General features: G+C 71.5%; 24 protein-coding genes. 16 read left to right on the forward strand and 8 right to left on the reverse strand.

Going from position 1 to position 23,149, the window contains the following annotated elements:
* Window positions 1-67: 67 nt before the first annotated feature.
* Window positions 68-403 (reverse strand): STAS domain-containing protein, encoded by a 336-nt coding sequence (locus ACQP2H_RS01755; RefSeq protein ID WP_208565454.1) that lies wholly within the window; start codon window positions 401-403, stop codon window positions 68-70.
* Window positions 404-573: 170 nt separating this feature from the next.
* Between ACQP2H_RS01755 and hemL the strand changes: the two genes are divergently transcribed.
* Genes hemL through ccsB form a run of 6 tightly spaced genes read left to right on the forward strand, consistent with a single transcriptional unit; the run spans window position 574 to window position 6,676 of the window.
* Window positions 574-1,911 (forward strand): glutamate-1-semialdehyde 2,1-aminomutase, encoded by a 1,338-nt coding sequence (gene hemL, locus ACQP2H_RS01760; RefSeq protein ID WP_357532944.1) that lies wholly within the window; start codon window positions 574-576, stop codon window positions 1,909-1,911.
* Window positions 1,912-1,917: 6 nt separating this feature from the next.
* Window positions 1,918-2,565 carry a histidine phosphatase family protein gene (locus ACQP2H_RS01765; RefSeq protein ID WP_208565456.1) on the forward strand — a complete coding sequence of 216 codons (648 nt, stop codon included), beginning with the start codon at window positions 1,918-1,920 and terminating at the stop codon, window positions 2,563-2,565.
* A gap of 1 nt (window position 2,566) precedes the next feature.
* A complete protein-coding gene (locus ACQP2H_RS01770; protein WP_357532946.1) occupies window positions 2,567-3,142 on the forward strand; it encodes a TlpA family protein disulfide reductase in 576 nt (191 codons plus the stop codon).
* Window positions 3,142-4,044, forward strand: coding sequence for a cytochrome c biogenesis CcdA family protein (locus ACQP2H_RS01775; RefSeq protein ID WP_219465788.1), 903 nt, complete (start codon window positions 3,142-3,144; stop codon window positions 4,042-4,044). The genes ACQP2H_RS01770 and ACQP2H_RS01775 overlap by 1 nt, the downstream gene beginning before the upstream one ends.
* Window positions 4,044-5,666: a cytochrome c biogenesis protein ResB gene (resB, locus tag ACQP2H_RS01780; protein ID WP_363818136.1), complete on the forward strand. Its 1,623-nt coding sequence runs from the start codon at window positions 4,044-4,046 to the stop codon at window positions 5,664-5,666. Before ACQP2H_RS01775 ends, resB begins: the two co-directional genes overlap by 1 nt.
* Window positions 5,666-6,676 (forward strand): c-type cytochrome biogenesis protein CcsB, encoded by a 1,011-nt coding sequence (gene ccsB / locus ACQP2H_RS01785; protein WP_219465791.1) that lies wholly within the window; start codon window positions 5,666-5,668, stop codon window positions 6,674-6,676. Before resB ends, ccsB begins: the two co-directional genes overlap by 1 nt.
* Here ccsB and ACQP2H_RS01790 read toward each other — a convergent pair.
* Window positions 6,642-6,863: a hypothetical protein gene (locus ACQP2H_RS01790; protein WP_219470581.1), complete on the reverse strand. Its 222-nt coding sequence runs from the start codon at window positions 6,861-6,863 to the stop codon at window positions 6,642-6,644. The genes ccsB and ACQP2H_RS01790 overlap by 35 nt on opposite strands.
* A gap of 609 nt (window positions 6,864-7,472) precedes the next feature.
* Between ACQP2H_RS01790 and ACQP2H_RS01795 the strand changes: the two genes are divergently transcribed.
* Window positions 7,473-8,996, forward strand: a complete 1,524-nt coding sequence (locus ACQP2H_RS01795) for a ricin-type beta-trefoil lectin domain protein (protein WP_433230662.1) — start codon at window positions 7,473-7,475, stop codon at window positions 8,994-8,996.
* A 93-nt stretch (window positions 8,997-9,089) separates the two neighbouring features.
* Window positions 9,090-10,205, forward strand: coding sequence for a LacI family DNA-binding transcriptional regulator (locus ACQP2H_RS01800; protein WP_357532955.1), 1,116 nt, complete (start codon window positions 9,090-9,092; stop codon window positions 10,203-10,205).
* 106 nt (window positions 10,206-10,311) lie between these two features.
* On the opposite strand, the gene ACQP2H_RS01805 is transcribed toward ACQP2H_RS01800, so the two are convergent.
* Window positions 10,312-10,788, reverse strand: coding sequence for a MarR family winged helix-turn-helix transcriptional regulator (locus tag ACQP2H_RS01805; protein WP_219465793.1), 477 nt, complete (start codon window positions 10,786-10,788; stop codon window positions 10,312-10,314).
* A 48-nt stretch (window positions 10,789-10,836) separates the two neighbouring features.
* Here ACQP2H_RS01805 and ACQP2H_RS01810 point away from each other — a divergent pair, with 48 nt between their 5' ends.
* The 3 genes from ACQP2H_RS01810 to ACQP2H_RS01820 are packed head-to-tail and all read left to right on the forward strand — an operon-like array spanning window position 10,837 to window position 12,092.
* Window positions 10,837-11,412 (forward strand): carboxymuconolactone decarboxylase family protein, encoded by a 576-nt coding sequence (locus ACQP2H_RS01810; protein WP_433230665.1) that lies wholly within the window; start codon window positions 10,837-10,839, stop codon window positions 11,410-11,412.
* 45 nt (window positions 11,413-11,457) lie between these two features.
* Window positions 11,458-11,739 carry a hypothetical protein gene (locus ACQP2H_RS01815; RefSeq protein WP_204925727.1) on the forward strand — a complete coding sequence of 94 codons (282 nt, stop codon included), beginning with the start codon at window positions 11,458-11,460 and terminating at the stop codon, window positions 11,737-11,739.
* The gene (locus ACQP2H_RS01820; protein ID WP_363818148.1) at window positions 11,736-12,092 is read left to right on the forward strand and encodes a ribbon-helix-helix protein, CopG family; all 357 of its coding nucleotides are present in this window, start codon (window positions 11,736-11,738) and stop codon (window positions 12,090-12,092) included. Before ACQP2H_RS01815 ends, ACQP2H_RS01820 begins: the two co-directional genes overlap by 4 nt.
* Before the next feature lie 146 nt (window positions 12,093-12,238).
* Here the strand turns inward: ACQP2H_RS01820 and ACQP2H_RS01825 are convergent, their stop codons facing one another.
* Window positions 12,239-13,111: an alpha/beta fold hydrolase gene (locus ACQP2H_RS01825; protein WP_219465799.1), complete on the reverse strand. Its 873-nt coding sequence runs from the start codon at window positions 13,109-13,111 to the stop codon at window positions 12,239-12,241.
* 209 nt (window positions 13,112-13,320) lie between these two features.
* Between ACQP2H_RS01825 and ACQP2H_RS01830 the strand changes: the two genes are divergently transcribed.
* Window positions 13,321-14,781, forward strand: coding sequence for a menaquinone biosynthesis decarboxylase (locus ACQP2H_RS01830; protein WP_219465808.1), 1,461 nt, complete (start codon window positions 13,321-13,323; stop codon window positions 14,779-14,781).
* The gene (mqnP, locus tag ACQP2H_RS01835) at window positions 14,781-15,692 is read left to right on the forward strand and encodes a menaquinone biosynthesis prenyltransferase MqnP (RefSeq protein WP_357532961.1); all 912 of its coding nucleotides are present in this window, start codon (window positions 14,781-14,783) and stop codon (window positions 15,690-15,692) included. The genes ACQP2H_RS01830 and mqnP overlap by 1 nt, the downstream gene beginning before the upstream one ends.
* A gap of 201 nt (window positions 15,693-15,893) precedes the next feature.
* On the opposite strand, the gene ACQP2H_RS01840 is transcribed toward mqnP, so the two are convergent.
* The gene (locus tag ACQP2H_RS01840; RefSeq protein ID WP_357532963.1) at window positions 15,894-16,853 is read right to left on the reverse strand and encodes a terpene synthase family protein; all 960 of its coding nucleotides are present in this window, start codon (window positions 16,851-16,853) and stop codon (window positions 15,894-15,896) included.
* Between the two features lie 246 nt (window positions 16,854-17,099).
* Here ACQP2H_RS01840 and ACQP2H_RS01845 point away from each other — a divergent pair, with 246 nt between their 5' ends.
* A complete protein-coding gene (locus ACQP2H_RS01845; RefSeq protein ID WP_208565475.1) occupies window positions 17,100-17,726 on the forward strand; it encodes a UbiX family flavin prenyltransferase in 627 nt (208 codons plus the stop codon).
* 258 nt (window positions 17,727-17,984) lie between these two features.
* On the opposite strand, the gene ACQP2H_RS01850 is transcribed toward ACQP2H_RS01845, so the two are convergent.
* Window positions 17,985-18,251 carry a BldC family transcriptional regulator gene (locus tag ACQP2H_RS01850; RefSeq protein WP_084261470.1) on the reverse strand — a complete coding sequence of 89 codons (267 nt, stop codon included), beginning with the start codon at window positions 18,249-18,251 and terminating at the stop codon, window positions 17,985-17,987.
* 268 nt (window positions 18,252-18,519) lie between these two features.
* Here ACQP2H_RS01850 and ACQP2H_RS01855 point away from each other — a divergent pair, with 268 nt between their 5' ends.
* A complete protein-coding gene (locus ACQP2H_RS01855; RefSeq protein ID WP_208565476.1) occupies window positions 18,520-18,978 on the forward strand; it encodes an Lrp/AsnC family transcriptional regulator in 459 nt (152 codons plus the stop codon).
* A gap of 127 nt (window positions 18,979-19,105) precedes the next feature.
* Entirely contained in the window at window positions 19,106-20,197 is a 1,092-nt protein-coding gene (locus ACQP2H_RS01860) for a PLP-dependent cysteine synthase family protein (RefSeq protein ID WP_219465810.1), read from the forward strand.
* Between the two features lie 182 nt (window positions 20,198-20,379).
* Here the strand turns inward: ACQP2H_RS01860 and ACQP2H_RS01865 are convergent, their stop codons facing one another.
* Both ACQP2H_RS01865 and ACQP2H_RS01870 read right to left on the reverse strand, forming a co-directional pair.
* Window positions 20,380-21,000 carry a putative glycolipid-binding domain-containing protein gene (locus ACQP2H_RS01865; protein WP_219465812.1) on the reverse strand — a complete coding sequence of 207 codons (621 nt, stop codon included), beginning with the start codon at window positions 20,998-21,000 and terminating at the stop codon, window positions 20,380-20,382.
* A 94-nt stretch (window positions 21,001-21,094) separates the two neighbouring features.
* Window positions 21,095-23,023, reverse strand: a complete 1,929-nt coding sequence (locus ACQP2H_RS01870) for a DEAD/DEAH box helicase (protein ID WP_433230675.1) — start codon at window positions 23,021-23,023, stop codon at window positions 21,095-21,097.
* Between the last annotated feature and the right edge of the window lie 126 nt (window positions 23,024-23,149).

Genomic DNA, 23,149 nt, shown 5'->3' on the forward strand with positions numbered 1-23,149 from the left:
CTCCCGGCTGGCCGGCCGCGCCACGACGCGTCGGCCGGCGGGCCCTTGCCGGGGCGGGCCCGACCGGTCAGCCGGAGGGGGTCTCGTTACGGATCATCAGGGCGGAACGCAGGCCGGTGATGTCGAGGACGCGCAGCAGGAAGTCGCCCACGTTGCTCAGGATCAACAGGCACTGGGAGTGGCTGGCCTTGCGACTGAGCACGACCAGCGTGCCGAGCCCCTGCGAGTCGCAGAAGGTCACCCCGGCCAGGTCGAGCACGATGCGCGGCGGAGGCTCGGCGAGCACCTCGTTCACGACGGTCGACAGTTGGGCGGCGGTGAGCATGTCGATCTCACCGGCCAGGCGCAACACCACTTCGTCGCCAGTCCGGTGTACCGTGATGGACAGCTCGGCACGATCCACGCCGTCAGCCTATCGCGATCCCACCAACCTGGCCCGGCGAGACGATCCGCCGTGCCGATCACCGGGCGAGCGGCAGATCCGCCCCACCGGCTCCGGTGGGGTGAGCCGGGTAACCCGGCCCCGGGGTGGCTGCGGATTCCCCGCCCGGCGCTGACACAATGGGCCGCATCGTGACCGATACCTTTTCCGCCGGGACCGGCCGCTACCCGGCCGACGCACCGGCCTCCGAGGCCCTGTTCGACCGCGCCCAGGCCATCGTGCCCGGCGGGGTCAACTCCCCTGTGCGCGCGTTCCGTGCCGTCGGTGGCACCCCGCGCTTCATGGTCCGGGGGGAGGGTCCCTGGCTGTACGACGCCGACGGGCGACGCTACGTCGACCTGGTCTGCTCGTGGGGGCCGCTGATCCTGGGCCACGCCCACCCCGAGGTGGTCGAGGCGGTGCGGGAGGCCGCCACCCTCGGCACCAGCTTCGGCACCCCCACCCCGGGTGAGGTGGAGTTGGCCGCCGAGATCGTCGAGCGCACCCCGGTCGAGCAGGTCCGGCTGGTCAACTCGGGCACCGAGGCGACCATGTCGGCGATCCGGCTGGCCCGGGGGTTCACCGGCCGATCCAAGATCATCAAGTTCGCCGGCTGCTACCACGGCCACTCCGACGGGCTGCTCGCCGCCGCCGGCTCCGGTGTCGCCACCCTCGGCCTACCCGACTCTCCCGGGGTCACCGGCGCGGCGGCCGGCGACACCATCGTGCTGCCCTACAACGACATCACCGCCGTCGAGGCGGCGTTCGCCGCGCAGGGTCCGCACATCGCGGCGGTCATCACCGAGGCCGCCGCCGGCAACATGGGCGTGGTCGCCCCCCGCGACGGCTTCAACTCCCGGCTCGCCGCGATCGCCCACGCCCACGGCGCGCTGCTCATCGTCGACGAGGTGATGACCGGGTTCCGGGTCTCCCGCGCCGGCTGGCACGGCCTCGACCCGTCCGACGCCGACCTGTGGACGTACGGCAAGGTGATGGGGGGCGGGCTGCCCGCCGCGGCCTTCGGCGGGCGCACGGAGATCATGTCCCGGCTCGCCCCGGCCGGCCCGGTCTACCAGGCCGGCACCCTCTCCGGTAACCCGCTGGCCTGCGCCGCCGGCCTGGCCACCCTGCGGCTGGCCGACGACGCCCTCTACCGCCGGCTCGACGACACGGCCGCCGTCGTGGGCAAGCTCGCCGCCGACGCGCTGGCCGCCGCCGGGGTCCCGCACCGCCTGTCGTACGCGGGCAGCATGTTCTCGATCTTCTTCACCGACGCCGACGTGGTCGACTACGACAGCGCCCGCACCCAGCAGGTGCCCGCGTTCAAGGCGTTCTTCCACGCGATGCTCGCCGCGGGTGTCTACCTGCCGCCGAGCGCGTTCGAGTCGTGGTTCGTGTCGGCGGCGCTCGACGACGCCGCCCTGGAGCACATCGCCGCCGCCCTGCCCGGCGCGGCGACAGCAGCGGCAGCGGCAGGCAGCGGGGGGTAAACACCAATGAGCAAGACCGTCGTCCACGTGCTGCGGCACGGCGAGGTGCACAACCCGGACCGGATCCTCTACGGCCGGCTGCCCGGCTTCCGGCTGTCGGAGCTGGGCGTGCAGATGGCCAAGGCCGCCGCCCAGGCGGTCGCCGAGCGGGAGGTCGTGCACGTGGTGGCCAGCCCGCTGGAACGCGCCCAGCAGACCGCAGAGCCGATCGCCGGGCAGTTCGGGCTCCCGGTCGGGGTGGACGAGCGGCTGATCGAGAGCGCCAACTGGTTCGAGGGCAAGAAGGTCTCGCCCGGGGACGGCTCGTTCCGCGACCCGCGCAACTGGTGGGTGCTGCGCGACCCGGTCACCCCGAGCTGGGGCGAGGCCTACCGGGCCATCGCCGAGCGGATGTTCGCCGGGCTGCACGCCGCCCGGGTGGCCGCCGAGGGACGGGAGGCGGTCATCGTCTCCCACCAGCTTCCCATCTGGACGCTGCGCCGCTACGTCGAGCGCAAACGGCTCTGGCACGATCCGCGCCGCCGGCAGTGCGGGCTGGCCAGCCTCACCTCCTTCCATTTCGACGGGGCGAAGGTGGTCGGGATCGGCTACTCCGAGCCGGCCGCCCACCTGATCGCCATGTCCGCGACAGCCCGGACGGCCAAGGGGGCCTGAGATGCGTTCCCGGAGGCCGTTGGCCGTCCTGCTCGCCGCCGTCACCGCCGGGGCGGCGCTGGTCGGCTGCTCCTCCGGCACCGACGAGAGCCGGTGCGCCAACAACGGCGGCATCGTCGAGTGCGCCCCCGACCAACGCTCCGCCGCCCCGAAGATCGCCGGTGACCTGCTCACCGGCGGTGGGTACGACACCTCCCAGGCCCGGGGCCAGGTGGTGGTGGTCAACTTCTGGGGTTCCTGGTGCGCGCCCTGTCGCGCCGAGGCCGATGACCTGGAGGCCACCTACCAGGCCACCAAGGCATCCGGGGTGACCTTCCTCGGCATCAACGTGCAGGACAGCCGGGACAAGGCGATCGCCTTCGAGGAGGGTCGGGTGACGTATCCGAGCCTGTTCGACCCGGCCAGCCGGCTGGCGCTGGCGCTGGACATCCCGCCGAACACCATCCCGGCCACCGTCGTGCTGGACCGGCAGGGCCGGATCGCCACCGTGATCAGGGCCGCCGTCACCACCGACGGGCTGCGCCCGATCGTCGAGCGGATCGCCGCCGAAGAGCCGGCGTCGACCGGTTCCCGCTGATGGGCGAGACGTTCCGCGAACTCGCCCAGTCCGGCCCGTTGCTGCTGGCCATCGGTGCGGCGGCGCTCGCCGGGCTGGTCAGCTTCCTGTCCCCGTGCGTGCTGCCGCTGATGCCCGGCTACCTGTCGTACGTGACGGGGCTGGCCGGCACCGACCTGGAGGGCCGCGCCCGGCCGACCACCCCGACCGGCGCGGACCCCGCCCCGGGCGGCGGGTCGGCACCCGGCGAGGGCCCGGCCTCCGACGGCGGTTCGGCTCCCGACGGCGGTCCCGGCGGCACGGTGGCGGTGGCGACGCGGGCGGCGGCCCGGCCGGTGGCGGCGGTCAAGGGCCGGGTGCTGGCCGGCACGCTGTTGTTCATCGCCGGCTTCACCGTCGTCTTCACCGCCACCGCGATCCTCTTCGCCGGGTTCGGTCGGATCTTCTTCGACTACGAGCGCACCTTCCAGGTCGTCATCGGCGGGCTGATCGTCCTGCTCGGGCTCAGCTACCTGGGCGTGCTCCCGGGGATGCAGCGGGAACTGCGGATCCGACGGTTGCCCGCCGCCGGGCTGCTCGGTGCGCCGGTCCTCGGCGCGGTGTTCGCGTTGAGCTGGATGCCGTGCACCGGTCCGACGCTGGGTGCGGTGCTGGGGATGGCCGCCACCGGTGGGCAGACCGACCGGGCCGTGGTGCTGGCGGTGGCGTACTGCCTGGGGTTGGGGTTGCCGTTCGTGGTCTTCGGGTTGGGCTTCCACCGGCTGCTCGGGGTGTTCCGGGCGGTCCGGCGCAACAGCCGGTGGGTGACCCGGATCGGCGGGGTGCTGCTGATCCTGATCGGCCTGGCGCTGGTCACCGGCGGCTGGCAGAGCTTCGTGATCTGGTTGCAGACGACAGTGGGCCCCGGCGAGGTGAGCATCTGATGACGACCGTCGACGACCGGCCGGCCAGCCCACCCGCCGAGGCCCCCCGCCGCCGGCCGAATCCGGTGCTGGCCCTGCTGCGCAACTCCTGGCGGCAGCTCACCAGCATGCGTACCGCGTTGATCCTGTTGTTCCTGCTCGCGGTCGCGGCGATTCCCGGCTCGGTGCTGCCACAGCGGGGGGTCAACCCGGAGAACGTCGACAGGTACTTCGTCGAGCACCCCGACCTGGCCCCGCAGCTCGACCGGATCGGCGCATTCGAGGTGTTCGGCTCGGTCTGGTTCTCCGCCATCTACCTGCTGCTGTTCACCTCGCTGGTGGGCTGCATCCTGCCCCGGATGCGCGACCACGTGCGGGCGTTGCGGGCCCGGCCGCCGGCCGCGCCCAAGCGGATGGACCGGCTGCCGCAGCACACCGTGCTGGAGGCGCCGGGGGCCGCCGATCCGCAGGCCATCGCCGCCGTGCTGCGCCGCCGCCGCTGGCGGGTGCAGGTGCGCGGCAACGAGGTCTCCGCCGAGAAGGGCTACCTCAAGGAGACCGGCAACCTGCTGTTCCACACCTCGCTGGTCGCCGTGCTGGTCGGCGTCGCGCTCGGCTCGTGGTACGGCTGGCACGGCAACCGCCTGCTGGTCACGGGCGCGGACAACGCCTTCTGCAACACCCGCCAGCAGTACGCCGAGGCGAAGCTCGGCCCCCGCGTGGACAGCGCCGACCTGCCGTCGTTCTGCCTGACCCTCGACAGGTTCGACGCCCGGTTCCTGCCGACCGGTCTGCCGGAGAGCTACCGCGCGACGGTGACCGTGGACCGGCCGGACGGCTCGGACCGGCGGACCGCCGATTTCTCGGTCAACTCGCCGCTGCGGCTCGGCTCGGCCAACGTCTACCTGCTGGGTCACGGCTACGCCCCGATCCTGAAGTACACCGACCGGTACGGCCGCAGCCAGACCAGCACGGTGCCGTTCCTGACCAGCGGCGACGCCAACCTCACCAGCGAGGGGGTGGCCGCCTTCCCGGACGCCAACGTCGACCCGGCGACCGGCCGGCGGGACGCCAACCAGCAGGTCGCCTTCGAGGGGTTGTACCTGCCGACCGCCCCGGACACCGCGCCGTTCGCGTCGTCGCGGTTCCCGGAGGAGCGCAACCCGGCCGTGGTGCTGGCCGCCTACCGGGGCAACCTGGGGCTGGACGCCGGCATCCCCGGCTCGGTCTACCAGCTCGACCAGCGGCAGGTGACCAACGGCAAGCTCAAGCAGGTCGGCAACAAGAAGCTCACCCCCGGTGAGACGTGGACCCTGGACGACGGCAGCAAGCTGGAGTTCCTCGGCACCAAGCGGTACGTCACCCTGTCCGTCCGGCACGACCCGGGCGAGAAGCTGATGCTGGGCGCCTGCGTGGTGCTGCTGGTCGGGCTGATGGGCTCGCTGTTCGGCCGCCGTCGGCGGGTCTGGTTCCGGGTGACGCCCCCCGACAGTGGATCTCCGACGGGCGGTAGTAGTTTGGTGTCGGCCGGTGGGCTGCCGCGCACCGATCATCCAGGGTTCGCCGAGGAGTTCGCGTCTCTCGTCGCTGCGGTTCGCGACGACGGGCGGCCCGACCGGCGGGCGCGAGAGGGAGTCGAGTGATGTCCGCAGTCTCCGACCAGCTGGTGACGTTCGCGATCCTGGTGTACCTGGTCGCGATGATCAGCCACGCCGTCGAGTACGCCCTGGGCAACGTCCGCGCGGTGTCGGCCCGGGTCGCACCGGCCCGGGAGTTGGTCGGCGCGGGTGTCGGCGGGGCCGGCGACGCGGTTGCCGGTGGGGCCGACGCGCCGGTGAAGGGCGACGCCGTCGGGACCACGCCGCCGTCGACCCGGCCGAGCCGTTCGGCGGGACGGGCCAGGCTGGCCGGGCGGATCGCCGCCGGGCTGACCGTGCTCGCCGCCGCGCTGCACCTCGGCGCGCTGGTCACCCGGGGCATCGCGGCCGACCGGATGCCCTGGGGCAACATGTACGAGTTCGTGCTGACGGTCACCTGGATCGGGACCGCCGCCTGGCTCGTGGTGCTCTGGAAGCGGCCGTCGCTGCGCCGGCTCGGGCTGTTCCTCACCCTGGTCATGGTGCTGCTGCTGGCCTTCGCCGAGCTGAAGCTCTACGTCCCGGTGGTGCCGCTGATGCCGGCGCTCCAGTCGTACTGGTTCATCATCCACGTGTCGACGATCGTCTTCTCCTCCGGCATCTTCCTGCTGGGCGTGGTGCCGGCGGTGTCGTTCCTGCTGCGCAACGGGTACGAGCAGGGGCGGCGCAGCTTCCCGTACACGTTGGCCCGGCGGCTGCCCGGGGCGGCCGACCTGGAGCGGCTGACCTTCGCCCTGCACGCCTTCTCGTTCCCGATCTTCACGTTCGCGGTGATCGCGGGCGCGATCTGGGCCGAGGCGGCCTGGGGCCGGGCCTGGGGTTGGGACCCGAAGGAGACCTGGGCGTTCATCTCCTGGGTGGTCTACGCCGGCTACCTGCACGCCCGCGCCACGCCCAGCGTCCGGCGCAACGTGGCGACCTGGATCGCGGTGCTGGGCTTCCTGACCGTGCTGATGAACCTGTTCGGGGTGAACTTCTTCTTCACCGGCCTGCACTCGTACGCCGGGGTGGAGTGAGTCGGCCGGTGAGCACCCGGTCGACGCCCAGGGTCACCTGGTAGGCGACCTCCGGCACGTCGGCCAGGTCGATGCGCTCGGCCCGCAGGGCGAGCTGGGCGTGCAGTTCCCGGGCCACCGCGTCGCGGATCTCCTTCAGCAGCGGGGAGAAGCCGTCCGGATCACCCACGGTGTACGCGTCGTCCATGCGTCCCATCCTCTACCGGAGGACCAGGTGTGTCGATGCCCCTGGCCTGCAGAACGTCTATCTCTCCCGAAGTCGGTCAGCGGTACCGACCGCCAGCGGTCGTTGGTGGTCGTGATGCCTTCCCATTGGCTGACACCTTGACGCCCCATAAGGCTGATGACATCATCGCCGAACGATGTTTGCGTAAACAATTTAGGGCTTAAATCGGACATCAGCTTCGACTGTGGCATCCGGATGGGGGCGCGCTGCTTGTCGATGTTTACGTAAACATCGACAAGGGTGACGTGGTCGACGTTGACGGCCGGCGGGGGAGACGCCCTGACCCCTGGCCCACCCGTCTGCGAGGAGAGACTCTCCATGAGGAAGTTGGACAAGCGCACCGCCTCGGTGCTCGTGCCCCCTTGATGGCGATGCACCCTACGAGGACAACGACCAGCCGCTGGACACCGACTCGCCCGGCTGACAGTTCCCTGAACTCCGCCGTACCGCCACCTGGTCACTCCCGACGCGGCGGACCCGGACGAGAACCTCGTTCCCCCGCTATTGGAGCCGCACATGTTCCCGAAGCAGACAGGCGTCAGATCCGGCGCCGCCCCGCTTTCCCGTCCCTTGCCCCTCCTTGTCCTGCTACTGCTGCTCGCCCTGGTCGCGGCGGTCGGCACGGTCCTCCTCCCCACGGTGAGCGAGGCCATCACCCGCTCCTCGCAGACCATGTACACCCCGCCGCCCGGCACCCCCGCCCCCGGCACGCTCTACCCCAGGGGGATACGGCTGGAGCACAGTGGGTCGGCCAACGGCACCATGCTCGCCACCTTCGAGCAGTACACCACCGGCAAGCCCGTCTTCCCGATCTACCGCAGCACCGACACCGGCAACACCTGGACCAAGATCTCGGAAGTCGCCGACACGCAGAACGGCTGGGGCATGCGCTGGCAGCCACAGCTGTTCGAACTGCCCATCGCGATCGGCAACTTCCCCGCCGGGACCATCCTGGCCGCCGGCGACTCCGTCCCCAGTAACCGCTCCGGGTTCAAGATCGACATGTACGCCAGCACGAACCAAGGGCAGACCTGGACCTTCGTCAAGAACATCGCCAACGGCGCGGGCAGACCGGTCTGGGAACCCTTCTTCCTGGTCAACGGCAACAAACTCATCGTCTACTACTCCGACGAGCGAGACAGCAGCCACAGCCAGAAGCTGGTGCACCAGGTCAGCACGGACGGCATCAACTGGGGCCCCGTCGTCGACGACGTGGCGACCTCCACGCAGAGCGACCGGCCCGGCATGTCGACAGTTGCGAAGCTGCCGAACGGCAACTACGTGATGACGTACGAGTACGGGGGCTCGCCGGCGGGAAACCTCGCGGTCTACTACAAGATCTCCTCCAACCCCGAGGCGTTCGGCTCGGTCACCGGCCAGGTCCTGAGGTCGACCGACGGCCAGACCGCCTTCTGGAACCCGTACATCACCTGGCTTCCCACCGGCGGCTCCAACGGCACCCTCGTCGTCAGTGCGCAAAGCACAACCGACGTGTTCGTCAACACCCAGGGTGGTGCCGCGAACGCCTGGACCCGTGTCGATTCCAAGGTCGCCGGCGGCTACAGCCGCGGCATGGTTCCGCTGGCCGACGGCCATAGCCTGGTGGTGCTCAGTGGCGGCTACAACGGCAGCACCGTCAACTCCGTCACCTACAGCACCATCGACCTGGGCGGCGTCGTGCCGACGACACCGGTCCCGTCCACGGGGACGACGACGGCGAGGCTGATCGGCGCCCAGTCGGGTCGTTGCCTCGACGTGCCGAACAGCAACTCCGCAAACGGGACCAGGCCGGCGCTCTGGGACTGCCACACCGGGGCCAACCAGCAGTGGACGTACAACGCCTCCACCCGCCAGTTGCAGTCGCTCGGCAAGTGCCTGGGCGTCTCCGGTCAGAGCACGACGCCGGGCGCCACGGTGGTCCTCGGGGACTGCGGCAGCGGTGCCAACCAGCAGTGGACCCTCACCAACAACACAGTGGTGGGAGTCCAGTCCGGGCTGTGCCTGGACGTCGCCAACAACGCGACCGCGAACGGATCAGCGGTGAACATGTGGACCTGCAACGGAGGTGCCAACCAGCGGTGGACCCGCGGCTGACACCAACCTGACGTCGGAGGGATCCGGAACGAGGCGTTCCGGATCCCTCCACCGTCTTTCTCGGATGGCGTCACGAACCGATAGCTGTTTATCGTGTCGTTCAACAGCCCGCCGGGCTGCGAAAGGAGCACCGCAGCGATGATCCCAGCATCGCCGGACGGTGTGCCGCGGGCCCTCGCCGGATCGTCAGGCATCACCCGGCGCCACCGGCGCGTGTCGATGGCGGACGTGGCCCGGGCGGCCGGGGTCTCCGCGCAGACGGTATCCCGCGTCTCCACCGGCCATCCCGGGGTTGTCGCGTCCACCCGCCAACAGGTTCTCGCGGCGATGCAGCAGTTGGGCTACCGGCCCAACAGCGCGGCCCGGGCGCTGAAGAACGGCGAGTTCCGCACCATCGGCGTCATCATCTTCACGCTGTCCACCACGGGAAACAGTCGGCTGCTCGAAGCGATCGCCACCCACGCCAGCCGTGCAGGTTACGTGATCACGCTCATGCCCGTGGCGACACCCACCCAGCACGGCGTGCTGGGCGCGTTCACCCGACTGGGCGAGCTGGCGGTGGACGCCGTCATAGTGGTGATGGAGGTGCATCTGCTCGACGCCGCGATGTTCGTCCTCCCGCCAGGGGTGCATGTCGTGGTCGTCGACTCCGATGCCGGCGACCGTTACAGCGTGGTGGACACCGATCAGGCCGACGGCGCGCGGCAGGCCGTCCAACACCTGCTCGACCTCGGCCACCACACCGTCTGGCACGTCGCCGGGCCGCCGGAGTCCTTCGCCGCCGGGCGTCGGTCGACGGCGTGGCGCTGCGTGCTCGAAGGGGCGGGTCGGCCCGTACCGGCGATGTATCGCGGCGACTGGTCGGCCGAATCCGGCTACCGCGCCGGCCTCCTGCTGGCAGACGAGGCGTCGTGCACCGCGGTATTCGCCGGCAACGACCAGATGGCCCTCGGCGTGCTGCGGGCGTTGCACGAGAAGCACCGGGTCGTTCCCCGCGACATCAGCGTGATCGGCTTCGACGACATCCCGGACAGCGCCTCGTTCATCCCACCGCTGACCACGATCCATCAGGACTTCGCCGAAGTAGGCCGCAGATGCGTCGAGACCGCGCTGCGACAGATCCGCAACCAGCCCGTCGAGCCCGGTACCAGCCTGGTGCCGAACCGGCTGGTGACACGGGCCAGCACGGCAGCACCGCGAACCGTCTGACCCGAACCGGGCTGCTCCTGCCGGTGCTTCCGCCCGCATCGTCGGTGCAGGAGTTGAAGCGTGCCGTGTCCCGCGCTCGGATCGTCGTTGCCTGGCTCTGGAGTGGTCAGGTGCCGAACCAGCCGGGGACGTCGAGGCGGAAGGAATCCGGTGGGGTGACCGCGCGCAGGTCGTCCTCCAGGGCGGCGACCCGCTCCGCGCCGAGCCGGGCCACCCAGCGTTCCCGCAGTGCGTCGAAGAGCACCGCCGAGCGGCGCAGCCCGTCGACGCCCTTCTCTGTCATCCGGACCAGTTTGCGGCGGGCGTCGGTCGGGTCGTCGGCGCGTTCCAGGTAGCCGAGGGCGACCAGCCGGTCGACGGTCTTGCCGGCGGCCTGCTTCGAGACGCCGAGGCGGTGGCCCAGGTCGGATGCGGTGGTGCCGTCGACCCCGACGGCCTGGAGCACGAAGCCGTGCGCCGGCCGCAGCTCGGGGTGCCCCTGCCGGGCCAACTCGGCGTGCAGGTCGTCGACCAGGCTGCGGAAGCCGGCGAGCAGCAGCAGGGGCAGCACAAAGCCGGGCCGCTCGGGGTCACCTATCGACATGTTCGACAACCTGGTTTACTGTTTCGACAACCACGTTGACTATCGTACGTGAGGGGTACCGCCATGTCCCGACCCGGCTTCACCACCCACACCCTCGACACGGCGCCCGACGCCGCCCGCGCGACCATGGCCGGCGTACACCGAAGGCTCGGCCACCTGCCCGGCGCGGTCGGGCTGATGGCCGAATCCCCCGAACTGCTCAAGGGGTTCCTGACCGCCTCCGCCACCTTCGAAGCCACCGACCTCGCGCCTGTCGAGCGGGAGGTGGTGGTGCTGACGGTCGCCACCCGCAACCGGTGCCACCTCTGCGTGGCGATGCACACCGCCACCCTGCACCGGCTGGGTGCCGCCGCTGAACTGATCGCCGCGCTGCGCGACGGCACCGACCTGCCCGAGCCCCGGCTGGCGGCGCTGCGCCGGTTCACCCTCGCCGTCCTCGACCACGCCGGTGACGTCCCGGACGACGAGCTGACCGCCTTCCTCGACGCCGGCTACCGGCCCCGACACGCCCTGGACGTGGTGCTCGGGGTCGGGACGTACACCATCTCGACCCTCGCCAACCGACTCACCCGTGCCCCACTCGACCCGCCCTTGACCGGTTACGCCTGGGAGCCGGCGGCCTGACCGCAGCTCCACGTCGGGCGTATTACAACGTGTTACGCTTGAGGAGTGTCGGATCGTGAGTATGTCTGGACCGACGAGGGTCTGGACAACGCCAGCCGCAACGGTGTCGGCGTGGACGAGACGACCCAGGCGCTGTACGCCCCGTCGGGCCTACGCCATGAGCGTGCTCTCGGGGATCTGCTGCTCATCATCATGGGGATGGCCGACAGCGGTCGGGTGATCGCCGCACTGTGTGACCGCATCGGTGGGACGAGCACATACAAGATCATCGGGGCTCGGGCCCTGCGCGGCGCAGACCTCGACGAATGGAGGAGGCGAGTCCTATGACCGAGCCGGACTTTGAGTGGATGACCAAAGACGAGGTCGTGGCATGGTTCCAGCACACCGACAGCCTGGCGCCGGTCATCAGGTCCATGACGGCGACGCCAGCCTCCGGCACCGCTCCCGAGACACCGATGGCGCTGGTCAGCACCCGACTGCCGGTGGCGCTGGTGAAGCAGCTTGACCGCCTCGCCGAGCAAACCGCAGTCCGTCGCTCCGACATCATCCGCGACGCTCTGACCAGGTACGTCACCACCCGCTCCGAGCCGGTGAGCCACGACGAGGCCGAACACGCCCTCGACGTGCTGCGCCGTGTCGTCGCCGCCCGAACCACCGAAGGTCGGGCGGACGCGGCATAACCCTTTGGCGAGATGCCTTGCCGCATGACGCCGGGACGGCACGCGTCACCGACGCCGGGCCGGGGCGGGGCATCGAGGAAGATGATGCCCCCGAGGGTCGACATTCCGACATCCCGGGCCGACCCGATCTCGCCGGACCGGGGCTGTCAGTCGTGCAGGAAGGGGAGCAGCAGGGCGGTCAGCTCGGCCGGGCGCTCCTCGAACAGCCAGTGGCCGCTGTCGGTGACCACCCGGCCGTCGACCGTCCGGGCGTAGCGGCGCACCTGGTCGGCGACCTGGCCGCCGAGGCTGGCCGCCGCGCCGACGGCCAGCACCGGCATCGGCAGCGGATTCTCCCGGTACGCCGCGTTGTCCTTGACGTCCTGCGCGAAGGCCCGGAAATAGTTGAAGCTGGCCCGCAGGTGGGCCGGGTCGGTCAGGTGCCGGGCGTACTCCTCGATGTCGTCCGCACCGATGCTGCCTTTGTTCACCATGATCGAGTCGGTGAAGCGGTCCACCCAGCGCGCCTCCCGGCCGGCGACCAGCTCCTCCGGCAGGCCGTTGGTGAGGCTGAAGAAGCCGAAGTTCCACACCGCCGGCCCGGCCTCGGTCAACGCGGGAAACGTGTAGATGCTCTCGTCCGGGATCGGTGCCTCGGTCAGCACCAGCCGGGACACCGAGTCGGGGTGCGCGGCGGCATAGGCGTACGCGACCATGGTGCCCACGTCGTGACCGACCAGCCGGATGTCGTCGGCCAGGCCCAGGCCGGTCAGCAGCCCGTGCAGGTCGGCGGCGACTGTCTTCTTGTCGTACCCGTCGGGTGGGGCGTCGCTGCCGCCGAAACCGCGCAGGTCGGGCGCGACCACCTGGTACGTCGCGGCCAGTTCCGGCAGCAGCGCCCGCCACATCCGCCAGCACTGCGGATAGCCGTGCAGCAGCACCAGGGTCGGTCCCCGGCCGCCCCGGACGTAGTTGATCGCCACGTCACCGACCTGCGCCCGCTGCTCGGTGAACCCCGCCGGAACCCGTCCGTCGCCCATCCCGACCCCCGCCCCCATCCCGACCCCCGCCCCCGTCCCGACGTCGCCGGCTGGCACCCGCCCCACCGTCACCCGTGCAACGAGCAACTGTCGGCCGGAGAGACGCGCCTGCCCGGGTGGGGAGGCGTGCCGGCCCGGGTGGGGAGACGCACACCGCCCGGCCCCACCCGGCGTGGGCGGTGCCGGCAGCGGTGCGGGAGACTGGCCGTATGGCGGCTCGTGGCTTCCCGTACACCGATCTCAAGGACTTTCTCGCGGCGCTGGAGCGCGCGGGCGAGCTGCGGCGGGTGACCGTCCCGGTGGACCCCACGCTGGAGATCAGCGAGGTGGTCACCCGGACGGTCCGGGCCGGCGGGCCGGCGCTGCTGTTCGAGCGGCCCACCCGGGGTGAGATGCCGGTGGCGATCAACCTGTTCGGCACCGAGAAGCGGATGGCGATGGCGCTCGGCGTCGAATCGCTCGACGAGATCGGCGACCGGATCGGCGCGCTGATCAAGCCGGAGCTGCCGGTCGGCTGGTCCGGCATCCGCGAGGGCCTGGGCAAGGTCATGCAGCTCAAGTCGGTGCCGCCGCGCAAGGTCAAGACCGCCCCCTGCCAGGAGGTGGTCTACTCCGGTGACGACGTCGACCTGAACCGGCTGCCCGGCCTCCAGGTCTGGCCGGGTGACGGCGGGATCTTCCACAACTACGGGCTGACCCACACCAAGCACCCCGAGACCGGCAAGCGCAACCTCGGCCTCTACCGCCTCCAGCAGCACTCCCGCAACACGCTCGGCATGCACTGGCAGATCCACAAGGACTCCACCGCCCACCACGCGGTCGCCGAGCGGCTCGGCCAGCGGCTCCCGGTAGCCATCGCCATCGGCTGCGACCCGGTGGTCAGCTACGCCGCCTCCGCGCCGCTCCCCGGTGACATCGACGAATACCTGTTCGCCGGGTTCCTGCGCGGCGAACGGGTCGAGATGGTCGACTGCCTGACCGTGCCGTTGCAGGTGCCGGCGCACGCGCAGATCGTGCTGGAGGGCTACCTCGAACCCGGCGAACGCCTGCCCGAGGGCCCGTTCGGCGACCACACCGGCTTCTACACCCCGGTCGAGCCGTTCCCGGTGCTGCACATCGAGACGATGACCATGCAGCGCAACCCCGTCTACCACTCGATCGTCACGTCCAAGCCGCCGCAGGAGGACCACGGCCTCGGCAAGGCCACCGAGCGGATCTTCCAGCCGCTGCTCAAGCTGATGATCCCGGACATCGTCGACTACGACCTGCCGGCCGCCGGGGTGTTCCACAACTGCGCGATCGTGTCGATCCGCAAGCGCTACCCCAAGCACGCGCAGAAGGTGATGAACGCCATCTGGGGCGCGCACCTGATGTCGCTGACCAAGCTGATCGTGATCGTCGACTCCGACTGCGACGTGCACGACTACAACGAGGTCGCGTTCCGGGCCTTCGGCAACGTCGACTACGCCCGCGACCTGCTGCTCACCGAGGGCCCGGTGGACCACCTCGACCACTCGTCATACCAGCAGTTCTGGGGTGGCAAGGTGGGCGTCGACGCGACCCGCAAGCTGCCCACCGAGGGCTACACCCGGGGCTGGCCGGAGGAGATGACCATGTCGCCGGAGGTCGCCTCCCTGGTCGACAAGCGCTGGAAGGAGTACGGCATCTGATGGCCACCGCCGTCGCGCCCGCCCCCCGCCCCGGCCGGGTCAAGTCCTTCCTCAAGCTCGTCGCGATCGAGCACTCCGTCTTCGCGCTGCCGTTCGCCTACCTGTCGGCGCTGACCGCGATGCAGGTCAACGGCGGTCGGGTCCGTTGGCTCGACCTGTTGCTGATCACCGTGGCGATGGTCGGGGCGCGGACGTTCGCCATGGCCGCCAACCGGATCCTCGACCGGCGGATCGACGCCCGGAACCCGCGTACCGCCGGGCGGGAACTGGTCACCGGGGCGGTGAGCGTGCGGACGGCCTGGACCGGCGCGGCCGTCGCGCTGGTGGTCTTCCTCGCCGCCGCCGCCCTGCTCAACCCGCTCTGCCTGCTGCTCGCCCCGCTCGCCGTGATCCCGCTGGTCGTCTACCCGTACGGCAAGCGGTTCACCGACTGGCCGCACGCCATCCTGGCCATCGCGCAGGCGGTCGGCCCGGTCGGCGCGTGGCTGGCGGTCACCGGCACCTTCGCCGGCTCGTGGCCGGCCTGGCTGCTCGGCGCGGCCGTCGGCCTGTGGATCGGCGGCTTCGACCTGATCTACGCCTGCCAGGACGACGAGGTCGACCGGGTGATCGGGGTACGCAGCGTCCCCGCCCGCTACGGCCGCCGCTTCGCGCTGCACGCCTCCACCGTGGCGCACGTGGTGACGTTCGCCCTGTTCGTCTGGTTTGGCGCGCTGGTCGGCTACGGCTGGCCCTGGTGGATCGGGCTGGCGCTCACCGCGGTCGCCTTCGGCTACCAGCACGTGGTGGTCACCCCCACCGACCTCAGCAAGGTCAACCGGGCCTTCTTCACCGCCAACGGTTTCGTCGGCATCGCCCTGTTCGCCTTCGCCCTACTCGACCTGGTACTCCGTCTCAACCTCCGCGCCTGACCCCGCCCCCTCCCCTCGCCCCTGCCCCCTGCCCTTCCCCCTGCCCCCTCGCCCCCCGTGATCAAGAGGTTTGCGTCAGGTGATCAAGAGGTTTGCGTCAACTTTGATCTTCAAGTTGACGCAAACCTCTTGATCACCGGGGCGGAGCGGGCCGGGGCAGGGCGGGCCGGGGCGGGCCGGGCGGCGCAGGGTGGGTGGGGGTTAGGGGTGGGTGGGGTAGCGGGCGCTTTCCAGGGTCCAGTCGATGGTGCCGCGGACGGCGTTCGCTATGCCGTCGAGGTGGGCGGTGACGGATTCGTCCAGCGCGGGGCCGAACGACGGGACCGCGGCGCGTTGCGCCTGGAAGCGGGCCATCGTGTCTCGCCACCGCTCGGCGACCAGCTCCACCGCCTCCGCCACCGGCACGTTCCGCTCGGCGGCCAGCGCCAGCACCAGGTTGTGCCCACCCGAGGTGACCCGGTCCCGTTCCATCGAGGCGAGGTCGTTGTACCAAGAGAGCAGGTCGTTGCCGAGGGTGCCGATCCGGCGCAGCAGTGGATGGTGGTACACCGCGTCGGGCAGCACCCGGCCCCCGACGAACTCGATCAGCGGATACGACACGTACGCCGCCGAGGTGGCCCGGCGCAGCGCGATGTACTCGGCCACCCCGGGCACCCGCCCGTTCTCCTTCGCCACCGCCTCCCGCCAGTTGCCGTCCAGGTGGTCGCCGACCGCGTCGGCGAACCGCAGCCGCCAGCGCGCCGGCATCCGGCGGCGGGGGGACCGCCACGCCTCCACCAGCAGCCGGCGCAGCGGACCACCGAAGTTCGGGTGTCGCCGTCGGGGGCCGTCGTGCAGCAGGGTCAGCGTCCCTCGCCGCAGGGCCCGGATCTGCTCCGAGGGCAGCCGGTCCGGCCCGTCGCAGGCGTCGTCGACCAGGAAGAACCAGGTGAACAGGGCGGCCACGGTACGCAGGTCTGGTTCGCTCGCGTCCGGATAGAGGCGGCCGGCGTACCGGGCGAAGCCCGCCCGGTCGAGCCGGTGCAACGCCTCGGTGCCCAACGGCAGGCCCAGTCGGGGCAAGCGGTCCAACAACCAGTCCTGCACCCCCTCGGCGTACGGGGAGAGCCGGGGAGGGATCGGGCACGCCGACCGTAACGACCAGAGGATCTCGTCGACCATTACCGATGTCTCCCCCGTACGATGTGGATCATCCGATCGCAGCATCGCAGGTCCGCCGCTGACGCGCCGTCCGGGCTGGTCGACGAACGCCTGGTCCGCAGGCATGACGACGGTGAGTGGATCAACCGGTCCCGCCCCGTGATGCGGTCGTCGGGTCGGGACGCGCGGAGAGTGTGACCGCCGGAGCGGACGGGCGATTGCGGGGGTGGGCGGCGGCTGCCGGCGTACACCAGGCAGGCTGGGCGTATGCGCGAACCATGGGTGGTGGGGGTTTCGGGGGCGTCCGGCACCCCGTACGCGGCGGCCGTCGTCCGGGGGTTGCTCGACGCCGGGCAGCCGGTGGATCTGATCGTGTCCCGGGCCGCCCGGTTGACCGTTCTCGACGAGACCGGCCGGCCGTTCCGGGACGGCCACTGGGCCGAGGACCTCGCCGGTTGGCTGGGCCGCGACCTGACGGGCGACGACGTACGACACTGGCCGGCCGGCGACATCGCGGCCGGCCCGAGCAGCGGCTCCTACCGGGTACGCGGGATGGCGGTGGTGCCGGCCAGCACGGCGGCCTGCGCCGGCATCGCCATCGGCCTGTCGAAGGATCTGCTGCAACGCGCCGCCGAGGTCAACCTCAAGGAGCGGCGGCCGGTGGTGCTGGTGCCCCGGGAGACCCCGGTGACCCGCAGCCACCTGGAACACCTGATCGCGCTGCACGACGCCGGTGCGGTGGTGCTGCCGGCCAGCCCCGGCTTCTACGGCGCGGGGGCGTCGGCCACCGCTCAGCAGTTGGTCGACTTCGTCGCCGGCAAGGTGCTGGACGCCCTGGGGGTGCCGCACACCCTGTTCCGGCGCTGGGCGGGCCAGTTGGCCGCCGGGCGCTGACCACCACGACCGCCGCCGTCGACCGGAACGTGTGCCCGGCCGCCGGAACGTGTGCCCGGCCGGTTCCGGGCGACCGGAACTGTGCCCGGCCGCCGGGAGATGTGCCTGGCTGCTGCCGTCTACCGAGCCGTGTGGCCGGTCGCCGTCGTCGACCGGGACGGGTGTCGGGGCGCAACGATCGGTCCCGGCCGGCCGCTACCCGGTCAAGCGGCGGCGGGCCGGACCTTTCGGCCGGCCCGCGCGTCCGTCTCGCACCATTCAGTACATCCCGGCATTGGCCGGACCCGGCCCGGTCGAGGCGGCTGGGCCCACATTGCGTGGTTTGCCCATGTCATCCGCCTCGTCCAACATGCCCTCCCCTTCCAGCAGGGCCCGCACCTCGGATTCCCGAAACCGGCGATGCCCGCCTGGAGTCCGGATGCTGCCTATCCGGCCGGCCGCCGCCCACCGCGTCACAGTCTTCGGGTCCACCCGAAACAGTGCGGCGACCTCACCCGGTGTCAGCAGGCGATCTCCAGTGTCCACAGCCCCCTCCTCGCGTCGACGAAGCCCTCGGCTGAACACACTGCCCCCGGCCGGTGCGAGCCCAGAGCCGTCATGAGGGACGTATGGCAATTACAGCACCAGCGAACTGGCCTGTCCGCCAAACGCGAAAAACGCACGGAGTGGGAAGTTAGTAAATGGTACCGGCGCGGGACTCCCTTGACCGTCGGTCTGCGAACTGTCACCTGCTGTCAGATCCAACGGATGCCGGTCGCCGGACGTTACGCCCCAACGGATAGGCTCACCCTCCGTGGACGCGATCGACCGGAGCCTCGTCGAACTACTGCGCGGTAACGCCCGCCTGTCGTACGCCGAGCTGGCCCGGCAGGTCGGCCTCTCCGCGCCGGCCGTGCACGAACGGGTCGGCAAGCTGGAGTCCAGCGGCGTCATCCGGGCCTACCGGGCCGAGGTCGAGCCGGAAGCCATCGGCCTCGGGGTGACCGCGTTGATCGGCATCGTCGAGGACTCCGGCGGGGACACCGACGACGTGCTGGAGACGTTCCGGCAGATGCCCGAGATCGAATCCTGCTATTTCATGGCCGGCGTCGAGTCTTTCCTGCTCAAGGCTCGGGTAGGCACCATCGCCGAGCTGGAGCAGCTGATCGTGCGGCTGAGCCGTACCCCCGGGGTGGCCTCCACCCGCACGGGCATCGCGCTGTCGACCAAGTGGGAGAACCGGCCCCAGCCGATCGACCCGCCGGCCTCCTGACCGGCCGGCACGCCACCCACCGGTCCCCCTCCCGTCGGCCGTACGCGCAGCGTGGCCGTCCCCGCCGTCGGCGGCGGATGCCGGGTCGACCCGAACGCGAGCCGACCTCGCTTGTACCGTTGCCGTCGTGACTCATCTGGAGCGGTGCGACGAGGCCAGCCGGGTCTGGGTGACCGAGGCGATCGCCGCGGTGGAGGCCGACGCCAACCGGTCGGCCGACACCCACCTGCTGCCGTTCCCGCTGCCCCGGCAGTGGGGGATCGACCTCTATCTCAAGGACGAGTCGGTGCACCCCACCGGCTCGCTCAAGCACCGGTTGGCCCGATCGCTGTTCCTCTACGGGCTCTGCAACGGCTGGATCGGGCCGGCGACCACGGTGATCGAGGCGTCCTCCGGCTCGACGGCGGTCTCCGAGGCGTACTTCGCCCGGATGCTCGGGCTACCGTTCGTCGCCGTGATGCCCGCCTCCACCTCACCCGAGAAGATCGCCCAGATCGAATTCCACGGCGGGCGTTGCCACCTGGTCGACGACCCGGCCAAGGTGGTGGTCGAGGCGCGCTGGCTCGCCGAGGACAGCGGCGGGCACTTCATGGACCAGTTCACCTACGCCGAACGGGCCACCGACTGGCGGGGCAACAACAACATCGCCGAGTCGATCTATGCCCAGCTCTCCCTGGAACGGCACCCGGTGCCCGCCTGGATCGTGGTCGGTGCGGGCACCGGCGGCACCAGTGCCACCATCGGCCGGTACGCCCGCTTCCAGCGGCTGCCCACCAAGCTCTGCGTGGTCGACCCGGAGAACTCGGCGTTCTACCCGGCGTGGCAGGCCGCCGACTGGTCGGTACGCACCGGGCGGGGTTCCCGGATCGAAGGGATCGGTCGACCCACCGTCGAGGCGTCCTTCCTCCCCTCGGTGGTGGACCGGATGACCCAGGTGCCGGACGCCGCCTCACTGGCCGCCATGCGGGCCGGCTCGGCGGTGCTCGGCCGGCGGGTCGGCGGCTCGACCGGCACCAACCTGTGGGGCGCGTTCGGGTTGATCGCCGAGCTGCTCGCGCAGGGTCGGACGGGCTCGGTGGTCACCCTGATCTGCGACGCCGGGGAGCGGTACACCGACACCTACTACGACGACGGGTGGGTGGCCGCACAGGGCCTCGACCTGACCCCGCACCTGGCCACCATCGACCGGTTCCTCACCACCGGCGACTGGCCGACCTGACGGCGTCGCGGTGGCTGGCCGGCAGTGCCACCGCGGTCGACACCGTGGACGTGCCGCGCCGCCGGGTAGCGGCCGTAACCCGGCGGGCTCCAGCCGCCGTGCGGTCGGCTGCCGACCATGCTGCTCCTCGGACAGGCCGAGCCCACCCCAGCCGTCCGCCGGATCCCCGGCGAGGGCGCGGATCAGCCCAGGTCCGCCCGGTCGGCGAGGCCGGGGTAGTGCCGGACCAGCCCCTCGCCGTCCACCTCCAACTCGGTGCGGAAGGTGTCGCTGGTGAAACCCACCCGACCCGGCCCGAGCGCGGTGTAGACCTGCTCGCCGGCCACCACCTCCAGGCTCGGCGTCAGCACCCAGGCCACGGTGATCCGGTGTTCGGTGCTGGACGTCGCCCCGGCCAACCCCAGTCTGCGGATCGGCAGGCTGTTGAACAGCGCCGAGCCGGCCAGGTCGACGTCGACGGCGTCGTGCAGCCGGTCGGTGTCCTCGATGCCGGGTAGGCCGGCCGGTGGCTGCCCGGCCGCCCGCAGCACCGCGTCCAGGTCGCCCTGCTCGCCGGTCGTCACCCGCCAGCCGTCCGTCCCGCGTTCCAGGCGTACGGTCCGCGACCAACCGGCCCCCTCGGCCTCCACGGCGAGCGAGTCTGTGCCCCCGTCCGCGCCGGTCACCAGCCGGTAGCGGCAGGTGTGGGGGACCGGGTCGACGGCCAGTTGGGTGCCGTGCGCGGCGAACCGGGGGCCGTCGTCGAGGACGGCGTACTCGGCCCCGGCAGTGTCCGTCCGGCTCCAGAACAGTGATCGTGCCATGGTCCGGACGTTACGCCAGCCGGACGCAGCCGGCAGCGCATGCGCGAACGCCGCCCCGGAGCGCGGGCTCCGGGGCGGCGTCGGACAGCACGGATCAGTGGGTACGCGCCGGGGGCCGACCGCCGAAGCCCTGCCGGTCGTCACGCGGCCGGTCGTCGCGGACCCGGCCCTCGGTGCGGAACCCGCCCCGACGGTCGGTGGCACGCGGCTCACCGGCACCGAACCGGCGTTCCCCGGAACGCTGCTCGCCCCGGGTGTCCCGGTCACCGAAACGCTGCTCGCCCCGGTCACCGAAACGCCTGTCGCTGCGGTCGCCGTAACCCCGGTCGGCCGGTGCGCGATCCCCGTAACTCCGGTCGCCGCTGGGCCGGTCGCCGTAGCCGCGCTCGCCGGTGGGTCGGGCGCTGTAGCTCCGGTCGCCGGTGGGCCGGTCGCCGCCGTAGCCGCGCTCGCCGGTGGGTCGGGCGCTGTAGCTCCGGTCGCCGGTGGGTCGGGTGCCGTAACCCCGGTCGCCGCCGTAGCCGCGCTCGCCGCTGGGTCGGGCGCTGTAACCCCGGTCGCCGGTGGGCCGGTCGCCGTAGCTCCGCTCGCCGGCCGGCCGGGCGCCGTAGCCCTGGTCGCCGCCGTGACCCCGGCTGTCGCGACTGCCGGAGTAGCCCCGGCTGTCACGGTTGCCGCCGTAGCTGCGGGAGTCCCGGTCGCCGAAGCGGCGCGGGCGGTCACCGTGCCGGCGGGGCTCGGGCTCCTCGCGGACCACGACGGGGACGCCGCTCGGCTCACGGGCCCCGGTCAGCTCGGTCAGCACCGCGTCACCGACCCGGACCCGGGTCTCCGCCGGGGACACGCCGGCCTTCTCCATCATCGCCAGCGTGGTCCGCCGCTGCTTGGGCAGCACCAGCGTGGCCACCGCGCCCGACTCGCCGGCCCGAGCGGTACGACCCGCCCGGTGCAGGTAGTCCTTCGGGTCCTTCGGCGGGTCGATGTGCAGCACCAGGGAGACCCCGTCGACGTGGATGCCCCGGGCCGCCACGTCGGTGGCGACCAGCACGTCCATCCGCCCCTCCTTGAACTCGGCGAGGGTCTTGGTACGCATCCGCTGGGTCTTGCCGCCGTGCAACCCACCGGCCCGTACGCCGACCGCGCCGAGCTGCTCCACCAGCCGGTCGACCCCGAGCTGGGTACGGGCGAAGAGCATGGTCCGGCCGGGGCGGGCCGCGATCGACGCCGCCACGGCGAACTTGTCGTGCGGCGGGATCAACAGCAGGTGGTGGTCCATGGTGGACACCGACGCGGTCGACGGGGCGGTGGAGTGCGTCACCGGGTCGGTCATGAACCGCCTGACCAGGGTGTCGACGTCACCGTCCAGGGTGGCCGAGAAGAGCAGCCGCTGGGCGTTCGCCGGGGTCTTGGCGAGCAACTCGGTGACCTCGGGGAGGAAGCCCATGTCGGCCATCTGGTCGGCCTCGTCCAGCACGGTCACCTCGACGTCGTCCAGGACGCAGACGCCCCGGTTGATCAGGTCGCCGAGCCGGCCGGGGGTGGCCACCACGATCTCGACACCCCGGCGCAGCGCGTCGACCTGCCGGTCGTACGGGACGCCGCCGACGGCGGTCTTGAGGAAGATCCCGACGGCCTTGCCGAGCGGCAGCAGCGCGTCGTTGACCTGCATCGCCAGCTCGCGGGTGGGGACCAGGACCAGGGCGCGCGGGTGCAGCGGCCGGGCCCGGTTGCGTTCGGCCAGCCGGGCGATGATCGGCAGGCCGAAGGCGAGGGTCTTGCCGGAGCCGGTCTGGCCCCGACCGAGCACGTCGCGGCCGGCGAGGGCGTCGGGCAGGGTGGCCCGCTGGATCTCGAACGGGGTGGTGATGCCCTGCCGGGCGAGGGTGTCGACCAGCTGCCGGGGCAGTCCCAGGTCGGCGAAGCCCACGACGGGGGCGGCCGGAGCGGGTTCGTTGCCGGTGGCGTCACCGGTCGGCAGGTCGTGGGCGGACGGAATGGTGCCGGAGTCAACAGAGGTGGTCAAGAAAGGCCTTTCGAGCGGGGCGCATCTTCGCGATGGCCCGCCGCAGCATGAGGTACGCCGCCGAATCGCCCGCAAGATCGCCCAGGGGCACGCCACGCGCGCCAGGTCAGTGATCCCGACCAGTGT

Origin of the sequence: Micromonospora sp. CA-248260 (genome assembly GCF_050942205.1) — a bacterium.
In the GTDB taxonomy this organism is placed as follows: domain Bacteria; phylum Actinomycetota; class Actinomycetes; order Mycobacteriales; family Micromonosporaceae; genus Micromonospora; species Micromonospora antibiotica.